This is a genomic window from Flagellimonas crocea (assembly GCF_033441595.1).
Lineage (GTDB): Bacteria > Bacteroidota > Bacteroidia > Flavobacteriales > Flavobacteriaceae > Flagellimonas > Flagellimonas crocea.
The window spans coordinates 70329-95526 of record NZ_JAUZVX010000006.1 but is presented as its reverse complement, the minus strand read 5'-3'; the positions used below and the strand labels follow the sequence as shown (position 1 = coordinate 95526).

24 protein-coding genes are annotated in these 25198 nt (G+C 42.5%); 7 read left to right on the top strand and 17 right to left on the bottom strand.

The features are described from left to right. Window positions 1-106: 106 nt before the first annotated feature. Entirely contained in the window at window positions 107-1876 is a 1770-nt protein-coding gene (locus tag SD449_RS17835; RefSeq protein WP_318312523.1) for a DNA polymerase III subunit gamma/tau, read from the top strand. On the opposite strand, the gene SD449_RS17830 is transcribed toward SD449_RS17835, so the two are convergent. From SD449_RS17830 to SD449_RS17800, 7 genes are read right to left on the bottom strand one after another with little or no spacing between them, the layout of a single operon-like run. Then, window positions 1865-2227, bottom strand: coding sequence for a transmembrane 220 family protein (locus SD449_RS17830; RefSeq protein WP_318312522.1), 363 nt, complete (start codon window positions 2225-2227; stop codon window positions 1865-1867). The two genes, SD449_RS17835 and SD449_RS17830, sit on opposite strands and share 12 nt — an antisense overlap. A gap of 2 nt (window positions 2228-2229) precedes the next feature. Then, a complete protein-coding gene (locus SD449_RS17825; RefSeq protein WP_318312521.1) occupies window positions 2230-3603 on the bottom strand; it encodes an alkaline phosphatase family protein in 1374 nt (457 codons plus the stop codon). After that, entirely contained in the window at window positions 3600-4790 is a 1191-nt protein-coding gene (gene eboE, locus SD449_RS17820) for a metabolite traffic protein EboE (RefSeq protein WP_318312520.1), read from the bottom strand. The genes SD449_RS17825 and eboE overlap by 4 nt, the downstream gene beginning before the upstream one ends. Then, window positions 4787-5956 carry a 3-dehydroquinate synthase gene (locus SD449_RS17815; RefSeq protein ID WP_318312518.1) on the bottom strand — a complete coding sequence of 390 codons (1170 nt, stop codon included), beginning with the start codon at window positions 5954-5956 and terminating at the stop codon, window positions 4787-4789. The genes eboE and SD449_RS17815 overlap by 4 nt, the downstream gene beginning before the upstream one ends. Before the next feature lie 3 nt (window positions 5957-5959). Then, window positions 5960-6859 (bottom strand): UbiA-like protein EboC, encoded by a 900-nt coding sequence (gene eboC, locus SD449_RS17810; RefSeq protein WP_318312517.1) that lies wholly within the window; start codon window positions 6857-6859, stop codon window positions 5960-5962. Continuing rightward, complete coding sequence (locus tag SD449_RS17805) at window positions 6859-7767, bottom strand: TatD family hydrolase (RefSeq protein WP_318312516.1); 909 nt, start codon at window positions 7765-7767, stop codon at window positions 6859-6861. The genes eboC and SD449_RS17805 overlap by 1 nt, the downstream gene beginning before the upstream one ends. A 4-nt stretch (window positions 7768-7771) precedes the next feature. Then, a complete protein-coding gene (locus SD449_RS17800; RefSeq protein ID WP_318312514.1) occupies window positions 7772-8617 on the bottom strand; it encodes an EboA domain-containing protein in 846 nt (281 codons plus the stop codon). Window positions 8618-8714: 97 nt separating this feature from the next. Here SD449_RS17800 and miaE point away from each other — a divergent pair, with 97 nt between their 5' ends. Further along, window positions 8715-9296 carry a tRNA-(ms[2]io[6]A)-hydroxylase gene (gene miaE, locus SD449_RS17795; RefSeq protein WP_318312512.1) on the top strand — a complete coding sequence of 194 codons (582 nt, stop codon included), beginning with the start codon at window positions 8715-8717 and terminating at the stop codon, window positions 9294-9296. A 9-nt stretch (window positions 9297-9305) separates the two neighbouring features. On the opposite strand, the gene ppk1 is transcribed toward miaE, so the two are convergent. From ppk1 to rpsA, 8 genes are all read right to left on the bottom strand, one after another. Then, a complete protein-coding gene (gene ppk1, locus SD449_RS17790) occupies window positions 9306-11381 on the bottom strand; it encodes a polyphosphate kinase 1 (RefSeq protein ID WP_318312510.1) in 2076 nt (691 codons plus the stop codon). Beyond that, the gene (locus SD449_RS17785; RefSeq protein WP_318312508.1) at window positions 11382-11870 is read right to left on the bottom strand and encodes a SixA phosphatase family protein; all 489 of its coding nucleotides are present in this window, start codon (window positions 11868-11870) and stop codon (window positions 11382-11384) included. A gap of 10 nt (window positions 11871-11880) precedes the next feature. Further along, entirely contained in the window at window positions 11881-12528 is a 648-nt protein-coding gene (gene pdxH, locus SD449_RS17780; RefSeq protein WP_318312507.1) for a pyridoxamine 5'-phosphate oxidase, read from the bottom strand. 65 nt (window positions 12529-12593) lie between these two features. Beyond that, window positions 12594-13505, bottom strand: coding sequence for a ribonuclease Z (locus SD449_RS17775; protein ID WP_318312506.1), 912 nt, complete (start codon window positions 13503-13505; stop codon window positions 12594-12596). Further along, window positions 13502-13834 carry a ribonuclease Z gene (locus SD449_RS17770; protein ID WP_318312505.1) on the bottom strand — a complete coding sequence of 111 codons (333 nt, stop codon included), beginning with the start codon at window positions 13832-13834 and terminating at the stop codon, window positions 13502-13504. Before SD449_RS17770 ends, SD449_RS17775 begins: the two co-directional genes overlap by 4 nt. Window position 13835: 1 nt before the next feature. After that, window positions 13836-14762, bottom strand: a complete 927-nt coding sequence (locus tag SD449_RS17765) for an aspartate carbamoyltransferase catalytic subunit (protein WP_127136996.1) — start codon at window positions 14760-14762, stop codon at window positions 13836-13838. A gap of 6 nt (window positions 14763-14768) precedes the next feature. After that, window positions 14769-15305 (bottom strand): bifunctional pyr operon transcriptional regulator/uracil phosphoribosyltransferase PyrR, encoded by a 537-nt coding sequence (gene pyrR, locus SD449_RS17760; protein WP_318312501.1) that lies wholly within the window; start codon window positions 15303-15305, stop codon window positions 14769-14771. A gap of 115 nt (window positions 15306-15420) precedes the next feature. Further along, a complete protein-coding gene (gene rpsA, locus SD449_RS17755) occupies window positions 15421-17259 on the bottom strand; it encodes a 30S ribosomal protein S1 (protein ID WP_318312500.1) in 1839 nt (612 codons plus the stop codon). Between the two features lie 260 nt (window positions 17260-17519). Here rpsA and SD449_RS17750 point away from each other — a divergent pair, with 260 nt between their 5' ends. Together SD449_RS17750 and SD449_RS17745 are read left to right on the top strand one after the other, a co-directional pair. Then, a complete protein-coding gene (locus tag SD449_RS17750; protein ID WP_318312498.1) occupies window positions 17520-17900 on the top strand; it encodes a LysM peptidoglycan-binding domain-containing protein in 381 nt (126 codons plus the stop codon). Between the two features lie 156 nt (window positions 17901-18056). Further along, a complete protein-coding gene (locus SD449_RS17745) occupies window positions 18057-19412 on the top strand; it encodes an amidohydrolase family protein (protein ID WP_318312496.1) in 1356 nt (451 codons plus the stop codon). 161 nt (window positions 19413-19573) lie between these two features. Here the strand turns inward: SD449_RS17745 and cmk are convergent, their stop codons facing one another. Continuing rightward, window positions 19574-20272 carry a (d)CMP kinase gene (gene cmk, locus SD449_RS17740; protein ID WP_318312494.1) on the bottom strand — a complete coding sequence of 233 codons (699 nt, stop codon included), beginning with the start codon at window positions 20270-20272 and terminating at the stop codon, window positions 19574-19576. A 49-nt stretch (window positions 20273-20321) separates the two neighbouring features. Then, window positions 20322-22772 (bottom strand): endopeptidase La, encoded by a 2451-nt coding sequence (lon, locus tag SD449_RS17735; RefSeq protein ID WP_318312493.1) that lies wholly within the window; start codon window positions 22770-22772, stop codon window positions 20322-20324. Between the two features lie 217 nt (window positions 22773-22989). Between lon and SD449_RS17730 the strand changes: the two genes are divergently transcribed. Genes SD449_RS17730 through SD449_RS17720 form a run of 3 tightly spaced genes read left to right on the top strand, consistent with a single transcriptional unit; the run spans window position 22990 to window position 25188 of the window. Next, window positions 22990-23547, top strand: coding sequence for an RNA polymerase sigma factor (locus SD449_RS17730; protein ID WP_318312491.1), 558 nt, complete (start codon window positions 22990-22992; stop codon window positions 23545-23547). 2 nt (window positions 23548-23549) lie between these two features. Further along, window positions 23550-24110, top strand: a complete 561-nt coding sequence (locus SD449_RS17725) for a hypothetical protein (protein ID WP_318312490.1) — start codon at window positions 23550-23552, stop codon at window positions 24108-24110. After that, window positions 24091-25188, top strand: a complete 1098-nt coding sequence (locus SD449_RS17720) for a DUF4097 family beta strand repeat-containing protein (RefSeq protein WP_318312675.1) — start codon at window positions 24091-24093, stop codon at window positions 25186-25188. The genes SD449_RS17725 and SD449_RS17720 overlap by 20 nt, the downstream gene beginning before the upstream one ends. Window positions 25189-25198: the final 10 nt, after the last annotated feature.

Here is a 25198-nt window from a genome sequence, read left to right as displayed (position 1 = left end):
GCGCAAAGGTAATCCAATTGTTAATAAAAAACGGGGGAACTCTTCCCTATTGAGCAACTTTACACAAACCTATTTTTATATTTGTAGTAATTCTATTTTCTCAGTATTGGAACCTTTTATAGTATCGGCAAGAAAGTATAGGCCCCAGACGTTCAAGGATGTCGTGGGACAGTCCTCTATTACCAATACCTTGCTAAATGCCATCGAAAACAATCATTTGGCACAAGCACTATTGTTCTGTGGTCCTAGAGGTGTGGGCAAAACCACTTGTGCGCGTATTTTGGCCAAAAAAATCAATCAAGATGGTACCGAAAGGGAAGATGAGGATTTTGCCTTCAATATTTTTGAGCTCGATGCCGCATCCAATAACTCGGTGGACGATATTCGAAGCTTAATAGACCAAGTACGTATTCCTCCCCAAACAGGGAAGTACAAGGTTTACATCATTGATGAGGTCCATATGTTATCGCAATCGGCCTTCAATGCATTTTTGAAGACGCTGGAAGAACCTCCAAAACACGCCATATTCATTTTGGCCACCACGGAAAAGCACAAAATAATCCCAACCATCCTATCACGTTGTCAAATATTTGATTTTAAACGAATTACCGTGAAGGATGCCTCGGAATATTTAAAGTACATAGCCGAGCAACAAGGTATAGAAGCAGAAGAAAGCGCCCTGCATATCATTGCACAAAAAGCGGACGGTGCCATGAGGGATGCCTTGTCCATTTTTGACCGTGTAGTGAGTTTCTCGGGCAAAGAATTGACAAGAAAGGCCGTAACGGAAAACCTCAACGTTCTTGATTACGACATATATTTCTCGGCGACAGATTTGATTCTGGACAACAATATTCCAGAGCTATTGGTACTTTTCAACAATACCTTGGCCCTAGGTTTTGATGGTCATCATTTTATTACGGGTATTGCTTCCCATTTTAGGGATCTGATGGTTTGCCAACACCCGGAAACCTTGACACTTCTCGAAGTTGGTGAAGATGTAAAGCAACAATATCAAGATCAGGCAAAAAAAGCATCGAAAGAATTTCTTTTGAAGGCACTGGAGCTGGCCAATACTTGTGATCTACAGTACAAGACCAGCAAAAACCAGCGACTGCTGGTCGAGCTTACGCTCATGAAACTGGCCTCCATCACTTTTGATGGAGAAAAAAAAAACGCTAGTTACATAATTCCAGCATCCTTTTTCACTGCAAGAACCATTAAGAAAAATGGCGCACCTCCCAAACAAAACGGAGAGCATAATGTCCCGACTCCTGTAAATCAAGAGGCTCTAAAGCAACCCGAACCTAAGGAGGAGACAAAAGCAGCCGCTCCAAAGGAAATGATGGAAAAGGAATTGGTCAATGAGCCAAAAGAGGAATACCGCCCCAAAAAAATCGAAATAAATAAACCCGCAAAGCGGGTGTCAGGACTCTCCTTATCGAGTATTAAGGTAAAAAAGGCGCACGAGAACACCCGGTCGCCCCATATTGCCGAAGAAGACCTGCCCAAAGATTCTTTTGAAGAACAGGAAATGCAACAGCATTGGGACGACTTTGTGCATCAACTGGAAAAAGAAGGAAAAAAAATATTGGCGAGTAATCTCCAAACCGATATTCCGAAATTAAAAAATGAGAATACCATTTGGATAGAGCTTCCCAACGGTACCATGAAAAAGGAAATTGAACGGGAACAAAGTTTGATGCTGGATTACCTTAAGCAAAAACTGAACAACTATTCCATTTCTCTCCACATTACCGTAAATGAAGAGGTTGCCAAAAAATTTGCGTTTACCCCAGAGGAGAAATATGAGAAACTCCGGGAGAAAAATCCAAATTTGGACCTGCTGCGCAAAGAATTTGACCTAGACTTTTGATTTGGACACATAACGTGTTCGTAAACCATAGACCATCATCACCAAGGCGGCAATCAAAGAGCCCAAGGACTCCCTACCCTCCTCAATATTGACGGTTTTCATACCGTGGTCCAATTGCACGCCTTCATAGGTTTCCGGCCAATATAAAACGAACAGTGCTAAAAAGAAGACCATCAACAAGAAGTAAATGATATACTTCAATTTTTTGAACAAAAAAAGGACAGAGGCCACCGCTGCCAGTAGATAGATCAAGATCCAGTTAAGTGCATCGGGGTCATTGAACTGTACCACCATGGCATAGCCAAACAAAACTGTAAAAACAGTGGCGAAAATTTTAAAAAATAGTTCCATACCTATTCGATTACATGATGTTTTAATACTCCGTAAACTTCTGTTGACAGCAACTCGGGGCTATCAAGGCCGTCGGCTTTGTTCGTAATAAGAATGGGCCAATCTTCTTTTTCTTCGGGAATTCTTCCGTGCGAGCCCTTCACCAATTCTGCCTTCAAAGGAATTACATCCATCACGGTCCTAAAGCCCAACTTCTTTTTCAAAAGCTTCCACATTACTTTGGGCACCACAAGTTTGTCCGCTGGGTCGGTAAACATTTCCACGGGGTCATAACCCGGTTTTTTATGGATATCCACCATTCGCGCATAATCCGGGGCAACGGCATCATCCTCCCAAAAATAATAGGTGAACCAACTGTCCTTGTCCGCCACAAGTATAAAATCCCCTGCACGATCGTGCTCCAAATGATAGGCTTCCCGTTCTTTTTTGGTGATTACTTTTTCCACCCCCGGAATTGTTTTTAAATAGGCATACAACTTATCCAAATCAACCGATTCCTTTGCGTACACATGGGCAATTTGATGGTCGGCCACCGCAAAAACATCGCTTGCACCGGCATCCAGAAGTTCAAGCCCCCTTTCCACTCTGATGCCCAAGTATCCCTCTTTTCTCAGGTACCTGTTGATGTGAACAGGATTGGACACATTGGTGATACCATATTCGGACAACAGGACGATATGGGCCGATTGTTTTTCATAATATTCCACCAAATCTTGGACTACGGCGTCAATCTCCCTTAAATCCTTCTGAAGTATATCGAAATTCAATCCATGACGTTGAGTGTTATAGTCCAAATGGGGCAAATACACCAGAGTAAGTGTGGGATTGTTCTCTTTGTCCATTTCCATCGTCGCATCGGCAATCCATCTACTTGATGCTATGGAAGTCTTTGGCCCCCAAAATTTGAACAACGGGAATGTTCCCAATATCTCCTGTAATTTATCCCGTAATGATGCCGGATAGGTATAGATGTCTGGAATCTTTCGGCCATCGGCCAAGTAATTGGGGCGTGGTGTGGCACTAAAATCCACGCCACTATACATATTGTACCACCAGAACATATTGGCGCAAGTAAACCCTGGATCCAAAGTTTTGAGTTCGTCCCAAATTTTGTTGGACTGGACCAAGGGATTCCCTTGTCTCCAGAACTTCACTTCCAATTCCTCTTTAAAAAACCAACCGTTGCCAACGATTCCGTGCGATGTGGGCCATTTACCTGTAAGATAGGTGCTTTGGGCAGAACAGGTCACTGCGGGCAACACCGGTTTTATCACACTAGCTTTTCCTTTTTCCTGAAACGATCGTATAAATGGGGTGTGTTCGCCGATCAACTGTTGGGTGAGCCCCACAATATTTATCACTACGGTCTTTTTCATTGCAATTTGGTTTTCATCCAAGCCAATTCCCTGGATATGGATTCGGTGATAGGAATCTTTAACGGTTCGGGCAGAACATCCCAAGTATAGGTTTCCACTTCTATATGGCTGCTGACGGAATTCGTTTTCAAATACTGCAACACCTTAATAATTTGGTCTTGTGTAGATTGCAACAGTCCATAATCTTCCAAAAATATGGGAACATGAAAATGTGCTCTCAATTCTTGGAAAGAAGGTCTTTTTTCCAAAACCACGGGCAGATCATTGTAGGTCCTGACTTTTCCGTTTACCTTTTCTGTGACTTGATGCAAATACACGGGTTCGTTGAATTGGGCCAAGGTTTCCCAAAGCTGATTTTCTTTATCGGCCTGGTGGACAATCTTCAATGCGGCGCTCACTTGGATCTTCCCGATTTTTATACCTGCTCCCTTTAAGCTTTCAAATGTTGACCCGGGTTCCTCGTATGCCAGTGCAAAATGACACACATCATAACATATGGTGATATATCTTTTCAGTATTTCCTCTGCTTGGGCATCACTGTATTTGAATTCCTTAAAAACTTTAATGGCCTCGGGAATTAGATAATCATTGAAAAAATCCAATACTTCTTGGGTATTCTCAAGAAAACCGTCCGGTTCGGGTTCCACATCCAAATGCATGTATCGTCCGGATGTCTTTTCAATATCGTGGAGTGTTTTTGCGACCGCCACCATATTTTTTGCACCTAGGGCAAAAGCCCTTTCTTTCTCCGTTTGGTTGTTAAACCAGTGTTTATAGGAAACCGGGGATGTTGAAATCCCACATTCCTGTCCTTCGGGTGCCAAAAAGTGCAATTGTTCGAACAACCTTAGGGTATAATTCAGTCTATCGGTGGTCGTCCAATCCGGAACATGGACCTGATCCTTGACCGGCTCCCCATGAAAATTCCCATAGGGAAATCCGTTCATGGTGAACACGTAAAAATCATTTTCATCCAGCCATTTTTTAAAATCTTGGAGCTGACCGTTGTCCAGTTCCAAACTGGCCGTATTGCCTAGCCGAAGCCCTACTCCGAACTTCTGGTCCGGGGAAACGGATTGTTTGATTTCCGGTAGGTGCTGCTTCAAGCTGGCGAAGGTTTCTTCCCAGTCCCCACCTGCATGAATGTTGGTGCAGTAGGTAAGATCATATGTATCCAGAATTCTCATAGGGAATTCTGATGTTCAGGAATAAAGCTACGTATAGCTTTTTCCATTAATTCATAATCGATCGTGTGGACATCCTTTTGTTTTCCTATTTCTGATATCAGGGTAATGGTAAGCTGACCTCCCAAATGCTCACGAAATTCTTCTATTCCGGTCAAAAGTTCTTGGATTTCGGCAGGGCCTTGTACGGGAACTTCCAAGCTGAAACCCACTTTTTTGATGACGGACAGGATTCTATTCAAATCCACTTCCAAAATTCCCATCAATTTGGCGTAGACCAAATCTATGGCCATCCCTATGGCGACGGCCTCTCCATGTCGCAAGGCATATTCGGTCATATACTCCAACTTGTGCGCCGACCAGTGACCAAAGTCCAAGGGCCTGGACGAACCATTTTCAAAAGGATCGCCTCCAGTGGCTATGTGTTCCATGTGCAGTTCTGCACAACGGTGAATCAAATAGGCCATAGGCTCCATTTTTCTGTCAGATAAAGCTTCGGCATTGGACTCTATATATTCAAAAAAAGCAATATCCTTGAGCAGGGCCACTTTGATCGCTTCCGCAATTCCGGCTACCCAATCCCGCTGTTCCAATGTTTGCAAAAATTCCAAGTCGTTGATTATGGCATACGGAATAGAAAATGTACCCAAGAAATTCTTTTTGCCAAAGGCATTGACACTGTTCTTCACCCCTACCGCGGCATCATTTTGTGCCAGTACGGTGGTCGGAATCCGAATAAGTTTCACTCCCCTATGGGCAATGGTGGCCGAATAGCCCACCATGTCCACGACCGCACCACCGCCGATCACGACCACAAAAGAATGCCGACAAATGGCATTCCTATTTATCGCATCCAAACATTTTTCAACACTGGATTGGTCTTTTTTGCTCTGTTCTCCGCCAGGCACGGAAATAAGTTCCGTGAATTGTATTTGATCTTTATGATGAGTGCAATAGTTTTCAATGTTATCCTTTAGGTCCAAATGCTTGTCCAATACTCCCTGATCTACCACGAACAGACATTTTATCGATTCGTTGGAACGATAGGATGCCAAAACGTTTTTGAACATCGGGTTTTTTATTCCAAATAAATGCTGGGTAAAAAACAATTGATATGCGTACCGTACCTGAAATTCTTTTTGGATAGTAGGTAATGAAATTTTGTCCATAGGCTAGGTAACTGCAAATTGTTTGGCCAAATAAATGGCTAATGGCAATAATAAAAGTATGATAAGCCCAATGAAAATATTGGAATGGGCGACCGCAATGGCGGCATCCAATAAAATGATGGACAGTACTCCCGCTTTTACGGCTTTTTTAATGTTGCCAGGTTTATTGTTATGGTAAGCCCTGATCAAAGGATTGAATACCATAAATGCAAAAAGTGCCAAAAACAACATATACCAAAGGTCGCCATTTGCATATACTTGATGCAAATAAAACACTTCAAAAATCACTACCAAGTACAACAGACCAGCAAGCAAGATATTGCCCTTATTTTTCCCATGTACCTCGCCACGGCTTATCATGGTAACCGCAAAGATAAATATCACCGGAATGAAAACATATGGCCAATAACTTCCCACATTCATTAGCGACATTCCCATAAAAAGATTCAAACCTCTACAGATGCCCATGTTCAAGGGGCCAAAAAACGCATGGTGCTTGGCAAATTTGTCATAGGACAAAATGGCCAGTGCCAGTAAAATGGAAATTACGCCACAATCCGTGTTTACCAAAAAAGCAAAACCTGTGCCTATTAGCAATAGAACATAACCAAACAATCTGGCTTTTTGCAGGGTTACCCTTCCACTTGGGATTGGCCTTTCCGGCCGTTCCACTTTATCGATCTCAATATCAAAGACATCATTGAGCACAACGCCTCCGGCATAAAGGAAAACGGAAGCCAACACTAGCAACAAAAAGGTAAAAGACCCAACCAAAGGCATTTCAAACGCATTCAAACCACCAAATAGCCCTGCCACGGAAACTCCAGCGATAATATCGGCTGCAGCTGTGGGCAAATTGGCAGGTCTACATAATTGAAGATATGCTTTTAAGCGCGGTCCCATTAAACGATTTTGTTATCCCCCACTTTCGGTTCCTGACCTCTGAGAACACTGTTGTCGTTAAAAAGCTTACGCTGATCTATTGCTTCCGGTGCCAGCCAGTGCGCTTCTTTCATTTTTCCAGATCGGCCAAAGAAGTCAAGGGCATTTTGATAGCAAGTTTTTACAACATCTTCTTTAGAAATCCCATTTTGTAACATCAATTGGGCCGTTTTTGGAACTGCCAATGGGTCGCTTACGCCCCAATCGGCCGAACTGTCCACAATGATATTGGTGCTTCCGTACTTTTTCACCACTTCAACCATTCTTTGATTTCCCATTTTGGTTTTGGGATAAATGGTGAAAGCTGCTATAAATCCTCGGTCCAAAACTTCCTGCACCGTTTCTTCATTGTTATGGTCTATTACCACCATTCCAGGGTCCAAACCATGCTCCAAACAGACTTCCATGCTCTTGATCGTACCCGCTTTTTTATCCCTATGCGGTGTATGTACTTGGACCATCATATCAAAAGCCTTCGCCAGCTCCAATTGTTCCCTAAAGAAACGGTCCTCAGCATCCGTCTGATCATCATATCCTATCTCACCAATGGCCACTACATTTTCCTTATGCAGGTATAGTGGCAATAACTCCATTACCTCTTCGGCCAAGGGTACATTGTTTGCCTCTTTGGAGTTAAGGCCTATGGTGCAATAATGTTTTATTCCGAATTGGGATGCCCGAAAAGGCTCCCAGCCGACCAAACTGCTAAAATAATCTTGGAAGGAACCAACCTGTGTTCTGGGTTGTCCCATCCAAAAAGAGGGTTCTATTACCGCAACGACCCCAGCTGCAGCCATGGCTTCATAATCATCCGTTGTTCTAGAAGTCATATGAACGTGGGGGTCTATAATCATTAATTTATCATCCATGGTATTATAAGTTTTTCCAAGTTAGATTGCCCTTTTCCACTTTTTGTAGATGGGTATCATAGGTATCGAGCATTTTTTTTGCGGCGCTTGACTTTGAATGGTAGCAAACCAAAGTAGCGGCCATTTGTTCCCTTTCATTTTCACTTTTGAACAAGCGTTCCACGTCATCCAATAGGTTGCCTTCCAAAAAATTGGAAACGGGCCTCCAGAACATGGGGTCCACAGTTCTAGATGCCGCCCACCTTTCATGGGCATAGTCGGATATGATGCGTGCCAAATCCTGATTGGCCATTTTCTCTACTTCCGGTATCTTTTTAAGGTCCTGACCCATAAATGCCGCTTTTAGGTACATTTGGTTCCATTCGGCCGTTGTAAAATGTTCGGAAGGATAAGGATTATATTGTGATATTGCGTTAAAGACCGTGGCAATGTTGGTTCTCAAAGCTTCAACGCCCACAAACTTAAAATTACCTGAACCGGGCAACAATATCAAGTACTTCAAAAAAGTTTCAAGTTCTGTTTTATCGGCAACTTGAATGAGCTGCTGTACGGGTTTTTCAAAAACCTCGTCGGACTGCAGCACAGTAGACAGCACATAAATCCTTGAAATCTCCAAAGTGGAAGCTTTTTGAATTTCCAAATACTCCTTCCATTCGTAATCAGTTGGGCCAAAATCTAAGATAGGACGGTCCTCGACCCTTGAAGGACATAAACTGTAGGTCATGTAAAGGTCCTTCTTGCTCTTGGTTCCAAGTATTTTTTCCACGGCCTTCTCCAGCCACTGGTATTCGGATTCTGACAGGTTTGATTTTAAAATGTCGGAGAGATATTCTTTCGAGGTTTTGGTCATAAGGTATAGCCTGCAATCTATTGATTTTACAAATATAACTAGGGTATCACAAATTTATTTAATCCTATCAGATTATCTTTGCCATAAAACAATTATCATGTTAGGCCTAAAACTACCAACGGACCCAAGATGGGTGGACATTGTAGAAAAGAACATCGAAGAAATTTTGACGGACCATGCCTATTGCGAGCAAAAGGCAGCAAGTATGGCCATTTCTTTAATCGTTGGTTTTCCGGAAAAATCAGAGTTGGTGAAGGAAATGACCGCTCTTGCCCGCGAGGAAATGGGACACTTTAACATGGTGCACGATAAAATTTTACAACGCGGATGGGTGCTGGGCCGCGAACGCAAGGACGAATATGTTGTGGAACTCATGAAATTCTTTCCAAAAGGAGGTAGCCGCGAGACCCATTTGGTCCACAAACTTTTGTATGCCGCGCTTATCGAAGCCCGCAGTTGTGAACGTTTCAGGTTACTTTCTGAAGAAATAGATGATGAAGAACTGTCCGAGTTCTATAGAAACCTGATGGTGAGCGAAGCCAACCATTACACCATGTTCCTGAAATTTGCACGGAAATACGGCAATAAGGAAGAGGTAAACCAAAAATGGGAAGACCTCTTGGAACATGAGGCGCAGCTCATGAAAAACCTAGGTAAAAAAGAAACCATGCACGGTTGATCCAAGCAATTAGGATTCCAATTTTTTCTGATAATAATAGTACATTTCAAATTGCGACCTTACTTCAGGTGCCGATTTGGAACGTTTTCGATAGGCATTGTCCTGTTTTGCGGAAAATACCCTTGCCTTTAGGTTATCCTTCCAAGAAATTTCAAAGGTATCGAGCAGTTCCTGCCTAATGTCCGGGTCGTAAATCGGACAGCCCACCTCTACTCTAAAATCAAGGTTGCGCGTCATCCAATCCGCAGAGGAGATATAAATTTTTGGGTCGCCGTCATTGCCAAAAATGAACAATCTTGGATGTTCAAGAAACTTGTCCACAATGCTTATGGCTTCAATATTTTCGCTCATTCCGGGAACATCGGGGATTAGACAGCAAATTCCCCGAACAATCATCTGAATTTTGACGCCTGCCCTACTTGCTTCGTAGAGCTTGTCCACCATTTTATAAGAAGTAAGGCTGTTCATCTTTATTTTGATGTAGGCCTTTTTACCTGCTTTGGCAAATGCAATCTCCTTGTCTATCAACTTGGTAAAAGTTGACTTGGTATAATGTGGAGATACTATCAGGTGCTTGTATTTGTTTATTTTATAGTTCGTTTCGAAGAATCCGAATACTTTGTTCATATCCTTCAAAATACCTTGATGGGCCGTAAACAGGGTATAATCGGTATAAATTTTTGCAGTGGATTCGTTGAAATTTCCCGTACTGATAAATCCGTACCTTTTGATGCCTTCTTCCTCTTCTCGCTCAACCAAACAGATTTTGCTGTGTACCTTTAAGCCTGGGACACCGAATATCAATTTGACCCCTTCATCTTGCAGGTAGTTGGCGTATTCGATATTGTTCTGCTCATCGAACCTTGCCTGAAGCTCTATCTGCACCGTAACCTGTTTACCGTTTTTAACGGCGTTCACCAATGCGGAAGCAATCTGGCTGTCGCTTGCCAACCGGTAAATTGTAATTTTAATGGTCCTTACCCTAGGGTCCAAAGCGGCTTCCCTTAAAAATTTCGTCACATAACTAAAGGTATGGTACGGAGCGTAGATCATGTAATCCTTATGGGCGATGATGTCCAAAAGGCTCCCTTTCATGCTGAGGCCTTTTACGGGCAGTGGCTCAATCTTTTCGTACATCAGGTCGTGCCTTCCCAAACTGGGAAAACCCATGTAGTCCCTTCTGTTGTGATAACGCCCACCGGGAATCACACTATCGGTATCCATAATGTCCATCTTTTCCTTTAGGAACTGGAGCGTATCCTTATCGATGCTCTTATCGTACACAAACCGCACAGGATCACTGATCTTTCTATGCTCGACACTGGATGAAATCTTCTCGATAAAACTTTTGCTGAGATCATTGTCGATGTCCAATTCGGCATCACGGGTGATCTTGATCATGTGTGCGGAAATCGATTTAAAATCAAACATGGTGAACACGCTATCCAGACAAAAACGAATCAAATCGTCCAATATGATCACGAAATGTTTATCGCCTTCCTTGGGCAACACCACGAAACGATCAATCCCTTTTGGGATCTCAATGAGGGCATACCGATTGTGCTTGCCTTTTGCAGAACCATTTTTCATGACAACCTTAACCGCCAAATAGGCCGCGGTATCCTTGAGCAAAGGAAATTCGGTCAAATCGTTCAGGATAATGGTCATCAATTCCTGATTGACCTTTTTAAAGAAATAATCCCGAATAAATTCAGCTTGGCTTTCGTTGACCTCGGTTTCCCGGATGATGAAGATATTTTCCTCGCGCAGCTCCTTATCGATTTGCTTAAAAATCTCCAAACTACGTGCCTGCTGGTTGATCACTATTTTAGTGATTTCCTCCAAAAGGTCCTTTGCTCTTTCTCCACCAAGTACGCTTTTGCCCGTTTTTCCGGCATCCACAATTCGTTTTACGGTGGCATACCGCACTTTGAAAAATTCATCCAGATTATTACTGAAAATTCCCAGGAACCGCAATCGGTCAATCAGTGGAACCCTGTGGTCCTTACTTTCTTGCAATACTCTTGCATTAAATTGTAACCAGCTGATTTCCCTGTTTATATATTCGTTTGTTGTTTTAACCATTTATTTTTTCAAGTGTTTTGGAAAGACCATTTGTTTTGTGGTGCCCCTTGATATTTTGGACCAATCTTCCGCACCAAATGTAATGTGGACAAGCCCGGCCGTAGGAACGTTGTCAATATACTGATCTCCCCAAGTATTTGCAAGTGAGGTAAAGGCATTGTTGTGGCCAAAAATAGCCACGGTCTGCAAGTCATTGTCCAAATGCTTGATAAACTGCTCTACACTATTGCCCGAAAAATCGTAGAGTGCCTTGTTTATGCTAAACTTGGACAGGTCATATTCCATGTTCCGCACAAAAATCATGCTGGTGTGCAGGGCACGGTTGGCGGGACTGGAATAGATATGATCGATCGTGGGAGCTTTTGGGCCAAATGTTTTGGCCACCAAATGGGCATCATTGATTCCTCTTTCCTTTAAAGGTCTGTCCATGTCAGAGACATCGTAGTCCCATGAGGATTTCCCATGTCTCATTAATATAAGTTGTTTCATTTTATCGGGATTAGGGTGCCAATCGTTCTATTTTCCAGTCAAAATCTTCTTGTAGGGAATATAGTATCCTATCGTGCAATCTGTTGGGGCGTCCCTGCCAAAATTCAATGGAAACAGGACGCACCAAATAACCGCCCCAATATTCGGGCCTGGGTACTTCCTTACCATCATATTTTTGCTCGAGTTCCTTTAACTTGACCTCCAAATATTCACGGGAGGGGACTACTTCACTCTGGTCGGAGACCACCGCACCCAATTGACTGCCATGGGGACGGGATTCAAAATAACCGTCCGAAAGGTTTGGTGCGATTTTTTCGGCCTTGCCCTTTATAATGACCTGACGTTCCATATTCGGCCAAAAAAATGACAGGCAAACTGCTGGGTTCGCTTCAATGGCCCTGCCTTTTTCACTATGGTAATTGGTGTAAAAAATAAAACCTTCAAAAGTGAATTTTTTCATCAACACCACCCTACTTTTGGGGAAGCCGTCCAAGCCTATGGTGGAAACCGTCATAGCGTTTGGCTCATCAACTCCATCGGAAGCCTCGGTCTCATGGAACCATTTTTGAAACAGTTCCATGGGATTTTCCTTGATCGAATCTTCGGTCAGTTCGCTTTTTTCGTAAGATTTTCTGTAGTTGCCCAGGTCTTTTTGCATGACGTGAAGTTCGTCAAAATTAGAATCTCTTCAAAGCAACGGGTTTGTAAAAGTTTTGTAAATTTTCAGTTTCCAAAGTCAAACACTTTGCCATCATCTGCTAAATCCACCGCAGGGAATACCTCTTCCGCTTCTTTCTTGAACAATTGAATGGATTTATACCTTGTGGAGTAATGCCCCAAGATCAGCAGTTTTGCATTGGCCTTTTTGGCTATTTGTGCAGCTTGCTTGGAGGTGGAGTGCTTGGTTTTTTCACACAAATGTTCTTCGGAATCCAAAAAAGTGGATTCATGGTACAGCACGGTAACATCCTTAATAATAGGCAAAACAGCTTCGTTGTAAACCGTATCGCTGCAAAAAGCATAGCTTTTGGGTTCGGGAGGGTCCAAAGTGAGTTTTTTATTGGGTATTACTGTTCCATAGCCATCGACGCCGTCAACCCCTTTTTTAATATTGTTGAACTGGCTCTTGTCCACACCAAATTTTCTCGCTGCATCGACGTCCAATGTACGGGGTGCTTCCTTTTCTTCAAAATAATATCCGTTCGTGTAAACCCTATGTATCAAGGGAACTGTTCGCACGGTGACCTTTTCATCTTCAAAAACAAGTTCGGATTCCTTGGATTCCAGTTCATGGAATATTAAAGGATAATTGGTCCAGGAATCACCTAGTTTTAAAAATAAGGTAATGGCTTGCTTGATTCCTTTGGGACCATAAATGTGAAGCTCCTTGTCCCTGCCCAATAATCTAAAAGTTGAAATAAGACCGGGCAAACCAAAAAAATGATCGCCGTGCAGATGGGAAATAAAAATATGGTTGATTCTGGAAAATTTGACCTTATATTTTCTAAGTTGCACTTGGGTCCCTTCACCGCAATCAATCAAAAAAAGATGATTCTTTATTTCGAGTACCTGGGAGGTGGGATTGGTAAATGTTCGTGGTGTAGCGGCATAACAACCAAGTACGGTCAATTTCATATTCCTAGGTCACGTTCAATTTCCTCCATTTCGATAAGGTCCTTGGCCTCTTGCAGGGTAGGTACCACGCTGATTTCGTCGGGAACTTCATCATAACTTAACTTATCGGTCACCAAAACAAAGGATTGCCCACCAGCTTTATGGGTGTTGGAAAGATCCAAAAATTCCAAGATATCGTTGACCTTTAGTTTGTTAAATGAAAAAAGGTTGATGACAATGTTGTCGTGCTTTATTTTGGGATAAGCCTTATTGAGGTTCTCCAAAAATCCCGATAATGTGGTTTTTTCCTGAAAAACAATGGTTGTTGTCCCGTCTTTGTCGAAAATCATGTTACTTAATTTTTGATGCCAATAGGTAAAGTACGGCCATTCGCACGGCCACTCCGTTTTCCACTTGATGCAATATGATGGACTGGTCGGAATCGGCCACATCACTTGTAATTTCAACACCTCGGTTTATAGGGCCCGGGTGCATGATCACAATTTGTTTGTCCAGACTGTTCAGCAGTTCCTTGTTGACCCCGAATTGCTGGGTGTACTCACGAGTGGACGGAAAATAGCTGATATCCATCCGTTCGTTCTGCACACGGAGCATGTTGGCCACATCGCACCATTCCAAGGCTTTTCTTAGGTTCGTTTCCACTCCGACGCCCAAGGATTCAATATGCTTGGGAATAAGGGTTTTTGGACCGCAGACTTTTACGTTGGCTCCTTGCAATTTAAGTGCAAAAATATTGGAAAGGGCTACTCTGGAATGCAGGATATCCCCAACTATAACAACATTTTTTCCACCTACATCCCCTAATTTTTCCCGTATGGAAAAGGAATCCAACAAAGCCTGTGTGGGATGCTCATGCGCACCATCACCTGCATTTACAATAGATGCCTTCACGTGTTGGGACAAGAATATTCCAGCTCCTGGATTGGGATGCCGCATCACCACCATATCCACCTTCATGGACAGGATATTGTTCACGGTATCGATAAGGGTCTCTCCCTTCTTCACGGAGGATTGCCCTGCCGAAAAGTTCACCACATCGGCAGAAAGCCGTTTTTCCGCGAGTTCAAAAGAGAGCTTGGTACGGGTACTGTTCTCAAAAAAGATATTGGCTATGGTTATGTCCCGTAGCGTGGGCACTTTTTTAATGGAACGGTTGATCACTTCTTTAAAATGGTCTGCCGTTTCAAAAATGAGCGATATATCCTTTTTGTTCAGATATTTTATTCCCAACAAGTGATTTACACTTAACTCGCTCATTATCTTCTATTTGCTTATTAAATATACTTTATCTTCACCGTCGTTTTCTTCCCACATTACCTTGACCTTTTCCTCGTTTATGGCATCCACCTGTCTACCGCGATAGGTCGGCTGTATAGGCAAGTGTCGGCTAAAACGTCTGTCAATCAATGTCAAGAGTTCTATGTTGCTCGGTCTTCCAAAGGATTGGATGGCCGTAAGGGCCGCTCTGATGCTTCTTCCCGTGTAAAGTACATCATCAATGAACACGACTTTTTTGTCCTCCACCAAAAAATTCATCTGTGTGGAATTGGCCTTGAGGATTTCCCCTCGTCCAAAATCGTCCCTAAAAAAAGTGATGTCCAAGAAACCAAGATCAATATGCTTGATCTTGTATTCCTTTTTGAGAATCTTTACCAATCGTTCTGCCAAAAAAACGCCTCGGGGCTGAATACCGATCAATGCGGTATCGGTAAAATCCAGATGGTTTTCCATTAGCTGACAGGCCAACCGGTGCAGTATGATGTTGATTTCCTTTGAAGTAAGCAGAACTTTTTGACTCATAGGCTATGTGCGACCAACTCGGTTGACTACAAAAGTAAGCAATTCTTTAAAATGTTCGGGACACAAAAAAGCCCCGTCTGTTTCCAGCGGGGCTTTGTATCATTGAAAAGTCTGATTACTTTTTCTTGGAATCAGCTTCCATCTTGTCTTTCAATGCTTGCAACTGTGAGTTGGCATCTCCAAGGGTCGGAGCAGCTTCATCGCTAGATGCAGCTCTTTTCTTGGCAGCGGCCTTCACATTTCTATCTTCTTGCTCTCTAAAGATCGCAGTGTGGCTGGCCACAACTCTCTTGAAATCTTTGTTGAACTCGATGATCTTGAATTCGGCCTCTTCTCCTTTTTGAAGTTTCTTGCCGTCTTCTTTTTCCATGTGACGTTGTGGAACAAACCCAACGATATCCTCGTTAAAGTTGATAGTAGCTCCTTTGTCAACAACCTCTGCGATTGCAGCTTTGTGAATTGTTCCTTCAGCAAACTCTTCGGAGTATTTGTCCCAAGGGTTCTCTGTGGTCTGTTTGTGACCAAGGCTCAATTTGCGGCCTTCCACGTCCAATTCCAATACTTCCACCTCCAAAGTATCACCTACGGTAACAAACTCGGATGGGTGCTTGATTTTCTTGGTCCAAGAAAGGTCGGAGATATAGATCAAACCGTCGATACCTTCTTCCAACTCTACGAATACACCAAAGTTGGTAAAGTTTCTAACGATTCCTTTGTGTCTTGATCCCACAGGATATTTAGAAGTGATATCGGTCCATGGGTCAGGAGTCAATTGCTTGATACCCAAAGACATTTTACGATCTTCCCTATCCAAGGTCAATACAACGGCTTCAACTTCGTCACCAACGTTCACGAAATCCTGGGCAGATCTTAGGTGAGTGCTCCAAGACATTTCAGAAACGTGGATCAGACCTTCAACACCATCGGCAACTTCGATAAATGCACCGTAATCTGCGATCACAACTACCTTACCTTTTACTTTGTCACCAACTTTGATCTCATCACCAAGGGCATCCCATGGGTGTTTCTCCAATTGCTTAAGACCCAACTGGATTCTTGACTTGTTATCATCAAAATCAAGGATAACAACGTTCAATTTCTGGTCTAGGTCCACAACCTCGTTCGGGTGGTTGATACGGCTCCAGGAAAGGTCGGTAATGTGTACCAATCCATCCACACCTCCAAGGTCGATAAATACCCCGTACGATGTAATGTTCTTGACCACACCTTCCAATACTTGACCTTTTTCCAATTGGCCGATGATCTCTTTTTTCTGTTCTTCGATATCCGCTTCGATCAAAGCTTTGTGCGATACCACTACGTTCTTGAACTCGTGGTTGATCTTCACTACTTTGAACTCCATGGTCTTGCCTACGTACTGATCGTAATCACGGATAGGCTTCACATCGATTTGAGAACCTGGCAAGAATGCCTCGATGCCGAATACGTCAACGATCATACCACCTTTGGTACGACATTTTACGAATCCAGTTACGATTTCTTCTTTGTCGTGGGCGTTGTTAACACGTTCCCACGCCTTAATGGTTCTTGCTTTTCTGTGGGACAATACCAATTGGCCGGTCTTGTCTTCACGAATATCTATAAGTACCTCAACTTTATCTCCAACCTTAAGGTCTGGATTGTATCGGAACTCATTCAAGGAAATTACACCTTCAGACTTGGCATTGATGTCAATGATGGCCTCACGGTCCGTCATGTGGACAACTTCTCCTTCCACTACTTCCTCATCGGCAGTGTCCACAAAGTTTTCCTCTACAAGTGTTTCGAATTCCTTAAGCTTGGTATCGTCTACGCGCTCAATTCCTTCTTCGTACTTTTCCCAATCAAAGTTTTCAAGGAATTCCTGAGGGTCTTGTTCGGGTTGTTTTGCTTCTTTTACTAATTGTGTTTCGGCAGTTTCTTCTACCTCAACGTTTTGTTGTTCTTCAGCCATGCTTTGCTGATTAAAATTTGTATTCCACGTTTTACAAGAGCTGGACAATTACCGTGGAAGCGGTTTTAAATTGATTTTCTAAATTCCCTTTTTCCCTTGCCTCGTTGCCAAAAGGGGTGCAAAAATACAATTAAAATATTGATATACAAAGCCTAAAAACAAGGTTTGAGCAAAAAAAGTATTACAATGATTTAATGGCAAAATTAGGGCAGATTGATTATCTTGAAGTTTCTAATTGTTAACTGTAAAAAAGTACCATTATGAGTGTAAAGGCAAAATATCAACCTGTATTGGACCTAGGTGAGAAATTGGGCGTAAAAAGCGGCGATGTAAATGTTGAAGGCGATGTCCTAAAAATTAAGGGAACCGCCAAAACCCAATATGAAAAAAACCTATTGTGGGACAAAATCAAAGAAATCGGCGGCGAAAACCCTTCGGACATTAAAGCAAATATAACGGTGGAGGATGAGTCCGTTTATGCCTACCATACCGTTAAGAGCGGAGAATCTTTAAGCAAGATTTCCAAACATTACTACGGAGACCCAATGAAATACAATAAGATTTTTGAATCGAACACCGATCAATTAAAAAATCCTGATGTTATACATCCGGACCAAGTGTTGAAGATTCCGAATTTATAAGAATTGATACCAATTACTATTCAGAAAAGCGCCCTTTGGGCGTTTTTTTGTTTTGAAGATTCTAACCAGAAAAATACTAATTTCATCTATCGGTCGATTTCATTCATTGAAACGAATCATATCTTTAACGTTCTATGTAATTATAAAATTGATGATTTGAGAACACTACTTTTTATTCTAATTCTGTTTATTAATTCTGTGCTTATTGCACAAAATTCAGAGTCTAAACCTATACTAATAAAAAATATCAATCTAATTGATGGTACCGGAGGGGCAATTCAGAAAAATATATCCATTTTGGTACAAAACGGGATATTTAAGAAAATTGATGCTTACTCCAATTTCCAAAATTTGCAGAATATTCAAATCATTGATGGTACGGACAAAACTATTATACCTGGTTTAGTTGGAGTTCATAATCATCTTCATATTCCGGGAATTCCATTTCTAGGTGAAACTGCTACTAAATTATATTTAGCTGCGGGTGTAACTACAATTCAAACTTGCGGAGCAGCTTCTCCTTATAAGGAATTAGCACTTGCTGAAAAAATTGAAACTGGAGAAGCAATTGGTCCCACAATCATTCCTAGTGGACCATATATAACTGGAGAACGTGGAAATCAAAATATGATTATTCCTAAAAATGAAAATCAGTTACGAGACACTATCAAATTCTGGGCAAATAAAGGTGTTAAATGGTTTAAAGTTTATAGAAATATTGAGCCTGAATTCTTGGAAATAGTTATCGATGAAGCTCACAACAACAATACTAAAGTTACAGGACATCTTTGCTCTATAACATTCAAAGAAGCCTCAGAGATGGGAATAGATGCAATTGAGCACGGATTAAATAGTGTTTCTGACTTTAGAACAAACAAAAAAGTAGGGGAATGCTCAGGATCAAGGGAATATATAGATTCTTTAGATTTAGAGTCAATTGAAGTTGATATGCTTATGAATAAGTTAATAGAAAACAAAACAGTCTTAACTTCAACACTAAGTATTTATGAAGCCAGTATTCCATCTAGAAGCTTTTTAGATGAAAAGAGTGCTCAAATAATGTCTGCAACATTTCGAGAGAACTTTAAAGATTTAAATACTCCATTAGAAACTAATGAAAATAGCAAAACCAGAGAGAAGCGTTTAAAACGTATAATGGACTTTGAATATAAATTTTTCAAAAAAGGTGGAATACTTTCAGCAGGTGTAGATGCAGGTCGACATATTTTACCAGGATTTGGAGACCAAAGAAATTTTCTACTTTTAAAAGAAGCTGGATTTACTACTCCTGAAGCAATTAAAATAATGACCAAGAACGGAGCTACTAAATTAGGCATGACAGATATCGGTACAATAGAAATTGGAAAAAGAGCAGATTTCGTGATCTTAGATGGAGATCTAATTAATGAGAAAAATACAATTACAAAGGTTGAAGCAATTTATAAAAATGGAACTAGTTACAATCCAGAAAAGCTGCTGCGAGATTTAAAAGGAAAATTTGGTGATTTATAACTGCATAGAACAACGGTTCATCGCCAATTAGCGGCAGCTTTAGCAAGAAAATAATTAACTTGACCAACAAACCAATACTAAACCGACAACTCCGCGTCCCTTACTCCGCCAACTGGCGATAACCGAGACCGATAAGTGGCAATCCCAAAACTTTTCTGTTATCACTCCCCTTTTGCAATTACTCTATTGGAGAAATTAAGAATACGCTCAAACTGCTCCTCCAACCCCATATCGCTGTTATCAAACTCAATGGCATCCTTGGCCTTGGTGAGCGGTGAAATGGTCCGAGTAGAGTCGATACGGTCGCGTTCCTCCACATTTCTCAGCACTTCGGCATAGCTGACCTCTTCGCCTTTATCCAACAATTCTTTATAACGCCGTGCCGCCCTGGTTTCAGGAGAAGCGGTCATAAACAATTTTAGTTCCGCATCGGGAAAAACAACGGTTCCAATATCCCGACCATCCATTACAATGCCTTTATCCTTGCCCATTTCTTGCTGGATCTTCACCAGCTTTTCGCGGACCTCTTTAATGGCGGCCACCCTACTTACATAACCCGAGACCCGCATGGAACGGATCTCCCCTTCCACGTTTTCATCGTTCAAAAACATATCGGAACGGCCTGTTTCTGTATTGGGCACAAATTTGAGGTGTATTTCGGACAGCTTATCTACCAAGGTGGCTTCATCCAATTCTCCTTTATCATCAATGACTCCCTCTTGAAGTGCAAAAAGGGTTACCGCGCGGTACATGGCGCCAGTATCCACATAAATATAATTCAAAGTTGAGGCCAACCGTTTGGCGATGGTACTTTTTCCCGTTGAGGAATATCCATCAATTGCTATCGTAATTTTTCCCATACGCCAAAAATAGGCAGAAAAGACCTTACGCCGTTATGATCATGGTCATTTAAAGCGTCTTCGCATTCTTTACCTTCTGTTTGGTTATGGCAATATCGATTACCTCGCTCATATCGGTAACATAATGGAAGGTAAGACCCTTAAGATAATCGGCTTTGATTTCCTCAATATCCTTTTTATTGTCCGCACAAAGAATGATTTCCTTGATACGGGCCCTTTTCGCGGCCAAGATCTTTTCCTTGATTCCACCAACCGGCAACACCTTGCCACGAAGGGTAATCTCGCCCGTCATCGCCAAGCTCTTTTTTACTTTACGCTGAGTAAAAAGGGATACCAATGAGGTCAGCATAGTAACACCTGCACTCGGACCATCCTTCGGGGTAGCTCCTTCAGGAACGTGAATATGCACGTTGTACTTGTCAAAAACATCGGAATCAATACCATAAGCATCTGCATTGGATTTGATATATTCCATGGCAATGGTGGCAGACTCCTTCATTACTTTACCCAAGTTCCCCGTTACGTTCAATGTGCCTTTTCCTTTGGAAAGTATGGACTCGATAAAAAGAATATCGCCCCCAACACTGGTCCATGCCAATCCTGTGACCACTCCGGCGACATCGTTGTTTTCATATTTGTCGCGCTCCAAACGGGCGGGGCCCAGAATTTTTTCCACCACGGCATTGTTCACGGTAACGTTGTAATCCTCTTCCATGGCAATGGATTTTGCCGCGTAGCGTACCACCTTGGCAATCTGCTTTTCCAAGTTCCTTACACCGGATTCACGGGTATAGCCCTCTACGATTTTTTCCAATTGGCGTTTGCCGATTTTTAAATCTTTTTTGGACAGTCCGTGCTCCTCCAACTGCTTGGGCAACAAGTGACGCTTGGCTATCTCCACCTTTTCCTCGATGGTATATCCCGTCACGTTGATGATTTCCATACGATCGCGGAGTGCCGGTTGAATGGTGGACAAGTTGTTCGCTGTGGCGATGAACATCACTTTGGACAGATCGTAGCCCATTTCCAAAAAGTTGTCATGGAACTCGCTGTTCTGTTCGGGGTCCAACACCTCCAACATGGCTGAAGAGGGGTCACCTTGATGACTGCTGGCCAACTTATCTATTTCGTCCAAAATGAATACAGGGTTGGATGTTCCCGCTTTCTTCAAACTTTGTATGATTCTGCCCGGCATGGCGCCAATGTATGTTTTTCGGTGTCCCCGGATTTCGGCCTCATCTCGAAGTCCTCCAAGGGACATGCGTACATACTCCCTACCCAAGGCCTCTGCCACGGATTTACCCAGAGAAGTTTTACCCACTCCCGGAGGTCCATACAGACAAAGGATGGGCGATTTCATGTCGTTTCGCAGCTTCAACACCGCCAAATATTCAATAATTCGCCGCTTCACATCTTCCAGGCCATAGTGGTCCCTGTCCAAGATTTTTTCGGCCCTTTTCAAATCAAACTTGTCCTTGGAGTATTCGTTCCATGGCAGGTCCAGCAACAGGTCCAGATAATTTCTTTGGATGGAATACTCGGCCACCTGTGGGTTCATGCGCTGCATTTTGGAAAGTTCCTTCTCAAAATGCTCCTGCACTTTTTTGCCCCACTTTTTCTTTTTGGCCTTTTCGGCCATTTCGTCCACCTCTTCCTCGTATGACAGCCCGCCCAGCTCTTCCTGAATGGTCTTCATTTGTTGGTGAAGGAAATATTCCCGCTGCTGTTGGTCCATATCACTACGCACCTTGCTTTGGATGTCGTTTCGAAGTTCCAATTTTTGAAGTTCCATGTTCATGTACTTCAAAGTGGCCAGGGCCCGCTCCTGCAAATTGGGCATTTCCAAAAGTTGTTGCTTTTCGCTGACCGCCAAATTAAGGTTGGATGACACAAAATTGATCAAGAACGAATTGCTCTGGATGTTCTTGATGGCAAATGTAGCCTCGCTAGGAATGTTCGGGTTGTCCTTGATAATCTTAAAGGCCAATTCCTTGATGGAGTCTATGATAGCCTCAAATTCACTGCTTTTTTCATCGGGGCGTTCTTCGTTGGCCTCGCTTACCTTCGCGGTGATATAGGGTTTCTCCGTCAAGATACTGTCTATCTTGAACCTTTTTTTTCCCTGAATGATCACGGTGGTATTTCCGTCGGGCATTTGAAGCACTCTTAGGATACGTGCCACGGTTCCAACGGTATTGATGTCCTCTGGACCGGGATTTTCGACCGCCTCGTCCTTTTGGGACACTACCCCAATGGTCTTGCTGCCGTTATTGGCATCCTTGATCAGGTTGATGGACTTGTCCCTTCCTGCCGTAATAGGTATCACCACACCGGGAAACAACACTGTATTTCGCAAGGGCAATACCGGAAGCGTTTCCGGCAAGCTCTCCTTGTTCATCAATTCTTCGTCCTCAGGGGTCAGCAACGGTATCAACTCCGCATCCTCGTCAATCCCTTGCAGGTCCATATTGTCAAAATTGGTAATTTTCATCTCTCCCATATCATCTTTTCGGTCATTTTGTCATAATGGACAATCGACCAACATTATAATTCTACACTCAAGCCTTCGCAAACCCTTCAAAATCAATGTTTATAGTGATTCAAAGGCTTATTATCACCCATTAATTGGCAATTCCTGTGCCATTAAAAATCAAATTTTAAGAAAAAAGTGTAACAAATGGTAAATTGTGTAATCTATAAGACAAACCAATCATTTTTTGAGCCAACAAAATGAACATATTGACACACTGCTCAAATTGTGCATGCAGGGAAAACAGAGCGCTCAGCTAGAGGTTTACAATCGCTATTACAAAGCTATGTACAACACTGCTTTAAGGATTGTAAAGCACACTGCCGAGGCCGAGGATGTGATGCAGGAATCGTTCCTGAGCGCATTTACCAAACTGCATACCTTTAAAGGAGACGTCGCTTTTGGGGCATGGTTAAAGCGGATCGTGATCAATAACAGTATCTATCATTACAAAAAACAGCAGAAAAAACGTGCTGAAGATTTGGATGATGTCATGTACAAGGTCGAAGATAATGATGGAGTTGCTTCAGATCAGAATGGTTACACAGAACTGAAGGCTCAAAAAGTGATGGAAACCATGAAAAGTTTGAAAGACAATTACAGAGTTTCTTTGACCTTACATTTGATCGAAGGATACGACTACGAAGAAATAAGTGAAATAATGAACATTAGCTATGCTAATTGTAGAACCATGGTTTCGAGGGCCAAAGAAAGCCTGAGGAAAAAATTGACCGTAAATGTTTAGTTATGAGCAAGGATAATTTAGATAGATTGTTTGAAAGGCTGCAGGGTGAGTTTGATGTTGAGGAACCGCAGAACGGGCACCAAGAAAGGTTTTTGGATAAATTGAACCTGAACCAGGGCACGATTGCCCTGCCCGGAAAGAAGACCTCTTGGTGGAAACCACTGTCCATTGCAGCATCGATAGCCATTGTAGCGCTCTTGGGGTATCAAACGCTAAGACCCCAGCCCACGCTAAAACAACAGGTGGTGAAAATTGCCCCGGAAGTCTCGAACACCGAGTTCTATTTTGCCAACCTTATAGAGGAGCAAGTAGAGGAACTCAAGGAAGAAAAGACCCCGGAGAATGCACAACTGGTGGATGACACCCTAGCTCAGCTACAACGTTTGGACAAAGACTATGAAGCCCTACAACAGGATCTGGTGAACGGTGGTGACAGCAAAATTATATTGAGTGCCATGATTACCAATTTCCAAACACGCATTGATTTATTAAAAGAAGTTTTGAGCCAAATAGAAAGTATTAAAAATTTAAAATCACAACATGATGAAAGCTTTACAATTTAAATATATTCTTTTCGCCTTGGCCCTTATTCCCCTTGTTGCTACGGCCCATGTGGACAGCGACAAACTGAACGGAAAGTACACCAAGGAGAAAACCATAAAAAAAGAGTTCAGTGTAAATGCCGATGCCCTTTTAAAGGTAAACAACAGCTATGGCAACCTTAACATCACTTCTTGGAACGAAAACCGGGTGATGATCGAGGTGCACATCAAAACCAATGGAAACGACGAGGAACGTGTGCAGGAACGATTGAAAGAAATCGACGTGGATTTTGAAAACAGTGCCAGTATGGTTTCCGCAATCACCCAATTTGGCAATAAGAACAATAGCTGGGGATGGAGCTGGGGAAACCGCAAAAAGGTGAGCGTACAGGTGAATTATACCATCAAATTACCGGTAAAGAACAGCGTGAACCTTAGCAACGACTACGGAAGCATCATGTTGGACCGCATAGATGGCCATGCCAAAATAAGCTGTGACTATGGAAAACTGGAAATAGGAGAACTTCGCGGACGCAACAACGAGCTCAGGTTCGATTATACTTCCCGATCTACTTTTGATTATGTGAACAGTGCCGAGATTTTTGCCGATTACTCTGGTTTTACCATTGAAAAAGCGGGTAATCTGAACATTAAAGCGGATTATACCAACGCTGTGGTGGAAGAAATGGAAAACCTTCAATATTCCAGTGATTACGGTTCCATTGACGTGAAAAACGTAAAGAACGTGGATGGCAATGGGGACTATATCGGAGTAAAATTGGGAGACGTGCACGGCAATGTGTCCATCACCAGCGATTACGGCTCCATTAAAATAGACCGCATGGCGTCGGATGCCGGAAATTTGGACATCAGAACCGATTATACGGGCATCAAAATAGGATATGACCCTAGTTATTACTTTGATTTTGAAATCTCCACCGAATACGCAGGAGTAAGTGGCAAGGACGATTTCGAGATCAATATCAGCAAGGAAAAATCAACTGAAAAGTATTACAGTGGCTACTATGGAAAGGCCAACTCAGGAAACAGGGTGAACATAACCAGTGACTATGGGGGCATATCCTTTTATCAAAATTAACATCTAATCA

What these genes read in the sequence shown, in the direction of transcription:
- SD449_RS17830 (WP_318312522.1), bottom strand. Translation starts at nt 2,227, where the DNA reads ATGGAACTATTTTTTAAAATTTTCGCCACTGTTTTTACAGTTTTGTTT.
- SD449_RS17825 (WP_318312521.1), bottom strand. Translation starts at nt 3,603, where the DNA reads ATGAAAAAGACCGTAGTGATAAATATTGTGGGGCTCACCCAACAGTTG.
- eboE (WP_318312520.1), bottom strand. Translation starts at nt 4,790, where the DNA reads ATGAGAATTCTGGATACATATGATCTTACCTACTGCACCAACATTCAT.
- SD449_RS17815 (WP_318312518.1), bottom strand. Translation starts at nt 5,956, where the DNA reads ATGGACAAAATTTCATTACCTACTATCCAAAAAGAATTTCAGGTACGG.
- eboC (WP_318312517.1), bottom strand. Translation starts at nt 6,859, where the DNA reads ATGGGACCGCGCTTAAAAGCATATCTTCAATTATGTAGACCTGCCAAT.
- SD449_RS17805 (WP_318312516.1), bottom strand. Translation starts at nt 7,767, where the DNA reads ATGGATGATAAATTAATGATTATAGACCCCCACGTTCATATGACTTCT.
- SD449_RS17800 (WP_318312514.1), bottom strand. Translation starts at nt 8,617, where the DNA reads ATGACCAAAACCTCGAAAGAATATCTCTCCGACATTTTAAAATCAAAC.
- miaE (WP_318312512.1), top strand. Translation starts at nt 8,715, where the DNA reads ATGTTAGGCCTAAAACTACCAACGGACCCAAGATGGGTGGACATTGTA.
- ppk1 (WP_318312510.1), bottom strand. Translation starts at nt 11,381, where the DNA reads ATGGTTAAAACAACAAACGAATATATAAACAGGGAAATCAGCTGGTTA.
- SD449_RS17785 (WP_318312508.1), bottom strand. Translation starts at nt 11,870, where the DNA reads ATGAAACAACTTATATTAATGAGACATGGGAAATCCTCATGGGACTAC.
- pdxH (WP_318312507.1), bottom strand. Translation starts at nt 12,528, where the DNA reads ATGCAAAAAGACCTGGGCAACTACAGAAAATCTTACGAAAAAAGCGAA.
- SD449_RS17775 (WP_318312506.1), bottom strand. Translation starts at nt 13,505, where the DNA reads ATGAAATTGACCGTACTTGGTTGTTATGCCGCTACACCACGAACATTT.
- SD449_RS17770 (WP_318312505.1), bottom strand. Translation starts at nt 13,834, where the DNA reads ATGATTTTCGACAAAGACGGGACAACAACCATTGTTTTTCAGGAAAAA.
- SD449_RS17765 (WP_127136996.1), bottom strand. Translation starts at nt 14,762, where the DNA reads ATGAGCGAGTTAAGTGTAAATCACTTGTTGGGAATAAAATATCTGAAC.
- pyrR (WP_318312501.1), bottom strand. Translation starts at nt 15,305, where the DNA reads ATGAGTCAAAAAGTTCTGCTTACTTCAAAGGAAATCAACATCATACTG.
- rpsA (WP_318312500.1), bottom strand. Translation starts at nt 17,259, where the DNA reads ATGGCTGAAGAACAACAAAACGTTGAGGTAGAAGAAACTGCCGAAACA.
- SD449_RS17750 (WP_318312498.1), top strand. Translation starts at nt 17,520, where the DNA reads ATGAGTGTAAAGGCAAAATATCAACCTGTATTGGACCTAGGTGAGAAA.
- cmk (WP_318312494.1), bottom strand. Translation starts at nt 20,272, where the DNA reads ATGGGAAAAATTACGATAGCAATTGATGGATATTCCTCAACGGGAAAA.
- lon (WP_318312493.1), bottom strand. Translation starts at nt 22,772, where the DNA reads ATGGGAGAGATGAAAATTACCAATTTTGACAATATGGACCTGCAAGGG.
- SD449_RS17725 (WP_318312490.1), top strand. Translation starts at nt 23,550, where the DNA reads ATGAGCAAGGATAATTTAGATAGATTGTTTGAAAGGCTGCAGGGTGAG.
- SD449_RS17720 (WP_318312675.1), top strand. Translation starts at nt 24,091, where the DNA reads ATGAAAGCTTTACAATTTAAATATATTCTTTTCGCCTTGGCCCTTATT.